The sequence below is a fragment of the Nocardia sp. NPDC004415 genome (genome assembly GCF_053602435.1).
The window spans coordinates 22,324-28,861 of the sequence record NZ_JBSGDP010000074.1 but is presented as its reverse complement, the minus strand read 5'-3'; the positions used below and the strand labels follow the sequence as shown (position 1 = coordinate 28,861).

The window sequence follows — 6,538 nt, the reverse complement described above, 5'->3', positions numbered from 1 at the left end:
GCCGCGGACTACCGATCCGCGGCGGCCGTCGTCGTTTCGGGGGTCAGGCCCCGTCGTAGGCCCGCTGGAGGGCGGCGATGTCGAGCTTGGACATCGACCGCAGCGCGGTGCCCACGGCGATGACCCGCTCGGATTCCCCGCCCATCAGCTTCGGCAGGACCGCGGGCACGACCTGCCAGGAGACACCGAAGCGGTCGGTGAGCCAGCCGCACGGGCCCGGCGCCCCACCCTCGGTGAGCGCGTCCCAGATTCGGTCGAGCTCGGCTTGGGAATCGACGATGACCTGCAGTGACGCGGCGTCGCTGTGCGGATGCCCCGGGCCGCCGTTCATCAGGGTGACCGCGTGGCCGTCGAGGTCGAGCTCGATGACGAAGGCGGTGCCGTCGCCCTGGCGAGTGATCTCGGTGATGCGGGAGTTCGGCACCGTGGAGGTGTAGAGGTGGGCCGCCGCTTCGGCGTCGGCGTCGAACCAGAGGAAGGTCGTGACGGACATGATGTGCTCCTGGGGGATGAGTTCCGGCTGACTGTCACCCTTCGGTCGGAGCCGTCCTCCCGCTTTCGACACATCCGCCGAAATTCACCACGGCCCCGTAGCGGGATAGCCCGGATAAGGGGCGTAACCGGCGGGAACGGGGGCGAAGAACTCCTTGGACCGGCCGCTCCACAGCAGGATCACCACCGCGAGCCCGATGGCGATTCCGACGCCGGAGAACAGGAACACGAGCGTGAGCCCGGAGCTCAGCATCGCGGTGAGGAGGCCGAACAGGAACATCACCACATTGATCCCGAAGAACGTGGTGCCGGTGATCCTGGCCCAGTTCTTGCCGGCGCGGCAGGCGAAGGCCATCCAGACCCACAGGCCCGCGGTGATCAACGAGGTGACGATGCTGAACCCCACGGTCACCGACATGAGCAGATCCAGATCGGACCCGCGCACCACACCGCCGGTCGAGTCGAGGACCTCGCCGCGGGTCTGGTCGAGGATGGTGAACGAGTAGACCAGCGAGAGCAGGGTAACGACCGCGCCCGCGAGCATCAGGTAGAAGGCGTTCTGCACACTCGGCGGAACCACGCGCGGGCCCGCGGGTGCACCCGGCTGACCTGGATACGGCGCACCCGGCACATAGGGCGCGCCCTGGTAGGCGGGGTCGACATACGGTGCGGCCGGATACGGCGACGGCATCGTCCCCGGATACGGAGCCGCGGGTGCGTACGGCTGCGCGGGTACCGCACCCGGATGCGGCGCCGCGGCGGGTGCGTACGGGTCCGCCCCCACAGGCACCGCCGCTGGGTACGGCTGCGCCGGGATCGCTCCCGAAGGGACTCCCCCGACGGGCGGAAGCGGCACGGCCGCACCGGCGGGCGGGTGGGACGCGACCGCGGGCGGTGGGACCGCGTCGGGGTACGACGTCAGCTCATCCCCGGTGTGCGGATGCTTGTGGTCTGCCGACGAATCCGGCACGGTCTTGGCCCCCTCCTGGTGAAGTCCGGCCCACTCTATCGGCCGGGACCGACACCGGCTGCCCGGCGGCCGGAGGTCAACCCCGCGGACGCCGCCCCGCGGGCCGGTCAGCGCACGCGGGCGCGGACCAGCTCGCGGGCGGCGGTGCGGTAGCGGTCGGCGATCAGCCGGACCACCTCGGGATGCACGCCGATCGGCTCGGCGACCCCGTCGGCGCCCGCGTCGTGCAGGCGCTGATGGAACAGGCCGTGCGCGAGCAGGTACGAGGCGATGAAGACCTTGCGCGCCCCGGTCTCGCGCAGCGACGCGACGACCTCGGGCACCCGGGGCGAACCGGTGGCCACGTAGGCGATGCGGACCGGTGCGCCGAGCTGCTCGGCCAGCATGCCCGCCGCGCGCCGGACATCCTGGCGCGCTCGCGAATCCGAGGACCCGGCGGCGGCGAAGACCACCGCGTCGCCCGGCCGCCAGCCCGCCGCGCGCAGCCGCACGCCCATGATCGCGGCCAGCGCCGGATCGGGGCCCATGGCGGCGGTCACCGCGACCGAGCTGTGCCCGCTCTCGGCGACCTCGCGCGGAACATCCTGGTAGACGTGGTATCCCGAGGCCAGGAAGGCCGGGACCACCACGGCGGGACCGTCGAGATCGCGCAGCACCTCCGAGGGCGAGGGGCCGAGCACGTCGACGAAGGCGGTGCGCAGGGCCGCGTTGGGCGCCGCGCCTTCGGCCTGCGCGCCCAGTTCCACGGCGACCGCCTCGGCGAGCGCGGCGATCATCTCCACACCGCGCGTGCTGCGGGTGCCGTGCGCGACGAGCACCAGGGCCGGCTCACCCGGCCGCGCGGTACTCACCACACTCCGATCGGCTGCACCGCGCGCGGTGACCGGGCGGGGGTGCCGATGCCTGCCGCGTGCGGCGGCTGCACGGGCGGGCGCACCGGGGTGTCGGCGCAGTCGGCGGCGTCCAGGGCCAGCCGGTAGCCGCGCTTGACCACGGTCTGGATGGCCTTGGGGGTGCCGAGACCGGCCCGCAACCGGGCGATGGCGGTCTCCACGGCGTGGGTGTCGTCACCGCCGCCGGGCAGCGCGGACAGCAGGTCCTCGCGGGAGACGACCCGGCCGGGCTGACGGGCCAGCGACCGCATCAACGCCATCGGCGCGGGCGCCAGCGAACGCACCTCGCCGTCGACGACGACGCAGCCACCACGCACGCTGATCAGATGACCGGCCGCGTAGATGCGGTTGGCGCGCCGGGGCAGTTCCTCGGCGACGTGGCGGGCCAGCGCACCGAGACGGGCCCGGCCCGGCATGGTGGTCGGCACGCCGAGTTCCTCGAGCGGCGCGGCGGTGATCGGGCCGACACAGGCGGCCAGTACCCGCCCGCGCAGCGCGTGCAGCAGCGATTCGAGCAGCCCGGTCTCCTTGGCCCGCATGAGCATCGAGGCCACGGCGGGCGCGCTGGTGAAGGTGACGCAGTCCAGGCTGCCAGCGACGATCGACTCGATCATGGTGTCCATCGGCCCGCGGTCGGCGGGCGGCTCCCACCGGTACACCGGCACCGGAACCACATCGGCGCCCGCGCAGCGCAGCACCTCGCAGAAGTCCGGCACCGGCTCCCACTCGGTGGTGGCGCCGTGCAGCTGCACCGCGATGCGCACGCCCTCCACGCCTTCGGCGAGCAGGTGATCGAGCACCTCGGCCGAGGACTCGGACGCGGGCGACCACTCCTCGCGCAGTTCGGCGGCGCGGATGGCGCCCTTGGCCTTGGGGCCGCGGGCCAGCATCCGGGTCGAGGCGAGGGTGTCGCGCAGGACCTCGGCCAGACCCCAGCCCTCGGCCGCCTCCATCCAGCCGCGGAAACCGATGCCGGTGGTGGCGACGGTGATCTGCGGCGGATCGGCGATGAGCTGTTCGGTGACCCGTTCCAGCTCGGTGTCGTCGGCCAGCGGGATGATGCGGATGGCGGGGGCGGAGACCACGGTCGCGCCCTTGCGGGTGAGCAGGGTGCCGAACTCCTCGGCCCGGCGGGCGGCGGTGACGCCGATGGTGAAGCCGGCCAGGCAGGGGCCGCTGTCGATCGGAGAGGTCATGAAGTCACCGGTTCGTTCGACACCGAGACCATGCCACCGTCGAGCCGCACCGCGTAGACCGGCAGCGACTGGGTCGCGTCGTCGAGGCAGTGGCCGTCGATCAGCGAGAACGCCTGCTTGAGCAGCGGCGAGGCCACGACGGGCTGGCCGCCGCGATCGCCCACGATGCCGCGGGACATGACCGCGGCCCGGCCGAACGGATCGATGTTGCCGACGGCGGCGAGCGTGCCGTCGGGGAGCAGGAACAGGGCGGCCTGCTTGCCGCCGGTCAGCAGGACAGCAACGCCGCGGCCCGGGATCAGGAAGTCGAGCCGGCAGGCCTTGGTCCAGCCTGTGGTCGTCTCCGTGGTGATGGTGGGTGTGTCGATTACGGTCATCGGGTTCCTCCTCCGAACGCCTTACTCATTGGTACAGGCGCCCTGTTTCCGCAGGGTTAAGCGCTTATTTCCCGGCTGCTGCTGTGTCGGACCCAACACCCACCGGCATGGGGGGCAGGCCCAGGAGCACGGGAACCTTGCGCTCGCCGCTGTCGTCGAACGAGATCGTGGGGTCGGTTTCGTCAGGGGCATTGACGAAGGAGACGAAGCGCGAGAGCTTGTTCTTGTCCTCGAGCACCGCGGCCCACTCGTCCTTGTAGCCCTCGACGTGCTTGGCCATGGCGGCCTCGAGGTCGTCGGCGATACCCAGGCTGTCCTCGCAGACGACGGCCTTGAGGTAGTCCATGCCACCCTCGAGGGCCTCCTGCCAGGGCGCGGTGCGCTGCAGGCGGTCGGCGGTGCGGATGTAGAACATCAGGTAGCGGTCGATGTACTTGATCAGCGTCTCGTCGTCGAGCTCGCCGGCCAGCAGCACCGCGTGCTTGGGGGTCAGGCCGCCGTTGCCGCCGACGTAGAGGTTCCAGCCGTGCTCGGTGGCGATCACGCCGACGTCCTTGCCGCGGGCCTCGGCGCATTCGCGCGCGCAACCCGACACGGCCAGCTTGATCTTGTGCGGCGAGCGCAGACCCCGGTAACGCTTCTCCAGCAGCACGGCCATGCCGACCGAGTCCTGCTGGCCGTAGCGGCACCAGGTGGACCCGACGCAGCTCTTGACCGTGCGCAGCGACTTGCCGTAGGCGTGCCCGGACTCCATGCCCGCGTCCACCAGACGCTGCCAGATCGGGGGCAGCTGGTCGACGGTGGCGCCGAACAGGTCGATGCGCTGACCACCGGTGACCTTGACGTAGAGGCCGAACTCCTTGGCGACCTCGCCGATCACGATCAGCTGCTCGGCGGTGACCTCACCACCGGGCATCCGCGGCACCACCGAGTAGGTGCCGTTCTTCTGCAGGTTGGCCAGGAAGTGGTCGTTGGTGTCCTGCAGCGCGGCCTGCTCGCCCTCGAGGATGTGATCGCTCGAGGTCGAGGCCAGGATGGAGGCGACGGTCGGCTTGCAGATGTCGCAGCCGGTGCCCTTGCCGTGCTTGACGATCAGCTCGGAGAAGGTGCGGATGCCGGTGACGGCGACGATGTCGAACAGTTCGGCGCGCGACTGCTCGAAGTGCTCGCACAGCGCCTTGGACATCGCCACGCCGGACTGCTCGAGCAGCTTCTTGATCATCGGCACACAGCCACCGCAGGAGGTGCCTGCGTTGGTGCAGCTCTTGACCTGGGCGATGTCGCAGGCGCCCTCGGCGATCGCGCCGCAGATCGAGCCCTTGTCGACGTTGTTGCAGGAACAGATCTGGGCGTCGTCGGGCAGCGCGTCGGCGCCGAGCTCGGCACCGGCCGGGGAGATCAGCGAGGCCGGGTCGGCGGGCAGCGGGCGACCGACCAGCGGGCGCAGCGCCGCGTAGGCGGTGGCGTCGCCGACCAGGATGCCGCCGAGCAGGGTCTGCGCGTCGTCGGAGACGACCAGCTTGGCGTAGGTGCCCTTGGCCGCGTCGTGCAGGACCACCGACAGCGCGCCCTCGGTGGTGGCGTGCGCGTCACCGAAGGAGGCCACGTCGACACCCATCAGCTTCAGCTTGGTGGACATGTCGGCGCCGGGGAACTCACCCTCCCCGCCCAGCAGACGGTCGGCGACGATCTCGGCGGTGGTGTAACCGGGGGCCACCAGGCCGTAGCAGACGCCCTCGATGGCCGCGCACTCACCGACGGCGTAGATGTCAGGGTCGGAGGTGACCATGGACAGGTCGGTGAGGATGCCACCGCGCGCGCCCAGCTCGAGGCCCGCTTCCCGGGCGACCGCGTCGTGCGGGCGGACACCGGCGGAGAACACCAGCAGCGAGGCGTCGATCACCGACTCGTCGGACAGGGTCACCTTCAGCCCGCCGTCGGCCTGCTCGATGTTGGCCGTGCCCACGCCGGTGTGCACGTTCAGGCCGAGGTCGGCGACGAGCTTCTCCAGCACCGAGCTGCCGCCGTCGTCGATCTGGGCGGGCATCAGGCGGGGCGCGAACTCGACCACGTGCGGGGTCATGCCCATCAGGCGCAGCGCGTTGGCCGCCTCCAGGCCGAGCAGACCACCGCCGACGACCACGCCGTGCGCGCCGGGACCGGCGGCCTCGGCCGCGGCCCGGATGCCGTCGAGGTCCTCGATGGTGCGGTAGACGAAGCATTCGGGCAGGTCGTGGCCGGGCACCGGCGGCACGAAGGCGTAGGAACCGGTCGCCATGACCAGCGCGTCGTAGGAGATCACCTCGCCGGTGGAGCTGGTGACGGTCTTGGCCGCGCGGTCGATCGCGGCGCCGCGCTGGCCCAGCCGCAGGTCGACCAGGTCGTCACCGGCGTACTCGTTGCCGGGCAGCGCCAGCGCGGACGGGTCCCAGGCGCCGACGTAGTAGGACAGGCCGACGCGGTCGTAGGCGGGCAGCTTCTCCTCGGACAGGATGACGACCTGCCACTGGCCGGCCTCGTCGCGGGCGCGCAGGGCTTCGACGAAACGGTGTCCGACCATGCCGTGGCCGACCACGACGACTGTTTTGCGAGTGCTGTTCATGGGAGGGA

At 71.4% G+C, this 6,538-nt stretch carries 6 protein-coding genes; all 6 read right to left on the bottom strand.

Going from position 1 to position 6,538, the window contains the following annotated elements; all coding sequences use genetic code 11:
- Nucleotides 1–43: 43 nt before the first annotated feature.
- A complete protein-coding gene (locus ACWEMY_RS26005) occupies nt 44–493 on the bottom strand; it encodes a VOC family protein (protein WP_452392126.1) in 450 nt (149 codons plus the stop codon).
- 84 nt (nt 494–577) lie between these two features.
- Nucleotides 578–1,282: a hypothetical protein gene (locus ACWEMY_RS26000; RefSeq protein ID WP_452392125.1), complete on the bottom strand. Its 705-nt coding sequence runs from the start codon at nt 1,280–1,282 to the stop codon at nt 578–580.
- Between the two features lie 287 nt (nt 1,283–1,569).
- Nucleotides 1,570–2,313 (bottom strand): sirohydrochlorin chelatase, encoded by a 744-nt coding sequence (locus tag ACWEMY_RS25995; RefSeq protein WP_452392124.1) that lies wholly within the window; start codon nt 2,311–2,313, stop codon nt 1,570–1,572.
- Nucleotides 2,310–3,551 carry a uroporphyrinogen-III synthase gene (locus tag ACWEMY_RS25990; RefSeq protein WP_375929631.1) on the bottom strand — a complete coding sequence of 414 codons (1,242 nt, stop codon included), beginning with the start codon at nt 3,549–3,551 and terminating at the stop codon, nt 2,310–2,312. The genes ACWEMY_RS25995 and ACWEMY_RS25990 overlap by 4 nt, the downstream gene beginning before the upstream one ends.
- Nucleotides 3,548–3,928, bottom strand: a complete 381-nt coding sequence (gene nirD / locus ACWEMY_RS25985; RefSeq protein WP_452392123.1) for a nitrite reductase small subunit NirD — start codon at nt 3,926–3,928, stop codon at nt 3,548–3,550. The genes ACWEMY_RS25990 and nirD overlap by 4 nt, the downstream gene beginning before the upstream one ends.
- Nucleotides 3,929–3,992: 64 nt before the next feature.
- The gene (nirB, locus tag ACWEMY_RS25980; RefSeq protein WP_452392122.1) at nt 3,993–6,530 is read right to left on the bottom strand and encodes a nitrite reductase large subunit NirB; all 2,538 of its coding nucleotides are present in this window, start codon (nt 6,528–6,530) and stop codon (nt 3,993–3,995) included.
- Between the last annotated feature and the right edge of the window lie 8 nt (nt 6,531–6,538).

Coding starts and splice junctions, on each gene's coding strand:
- ACWEMY_RS26005 (WP_452392126.1), bottom strand. CDS start 493: ATGTCCGTCACGACCTTCCTCTGGTTCGACGCCGACGCCGAAGCGGCG.
- ACWEMY_RS25990 (WP_375929631.1), bottom strand. CDS start 3,551: ATGACCTCTCCGATCGACAGCGGCCCCTGCCTGGCCGGCTTCACCATC.
- nirD (WP_452392123.1), bottom strand. CDS start 3,928: ATGACCGTAATCGACACACCCACCATCACCACGGAGACGACCACAGGC.
- nirB (WP_452392122.1), bottom strand. CDS start 6,530: ATGAACAGCACTCGCAAAACAGTCGTCGTGGTCGGCCACGGCATGGTC.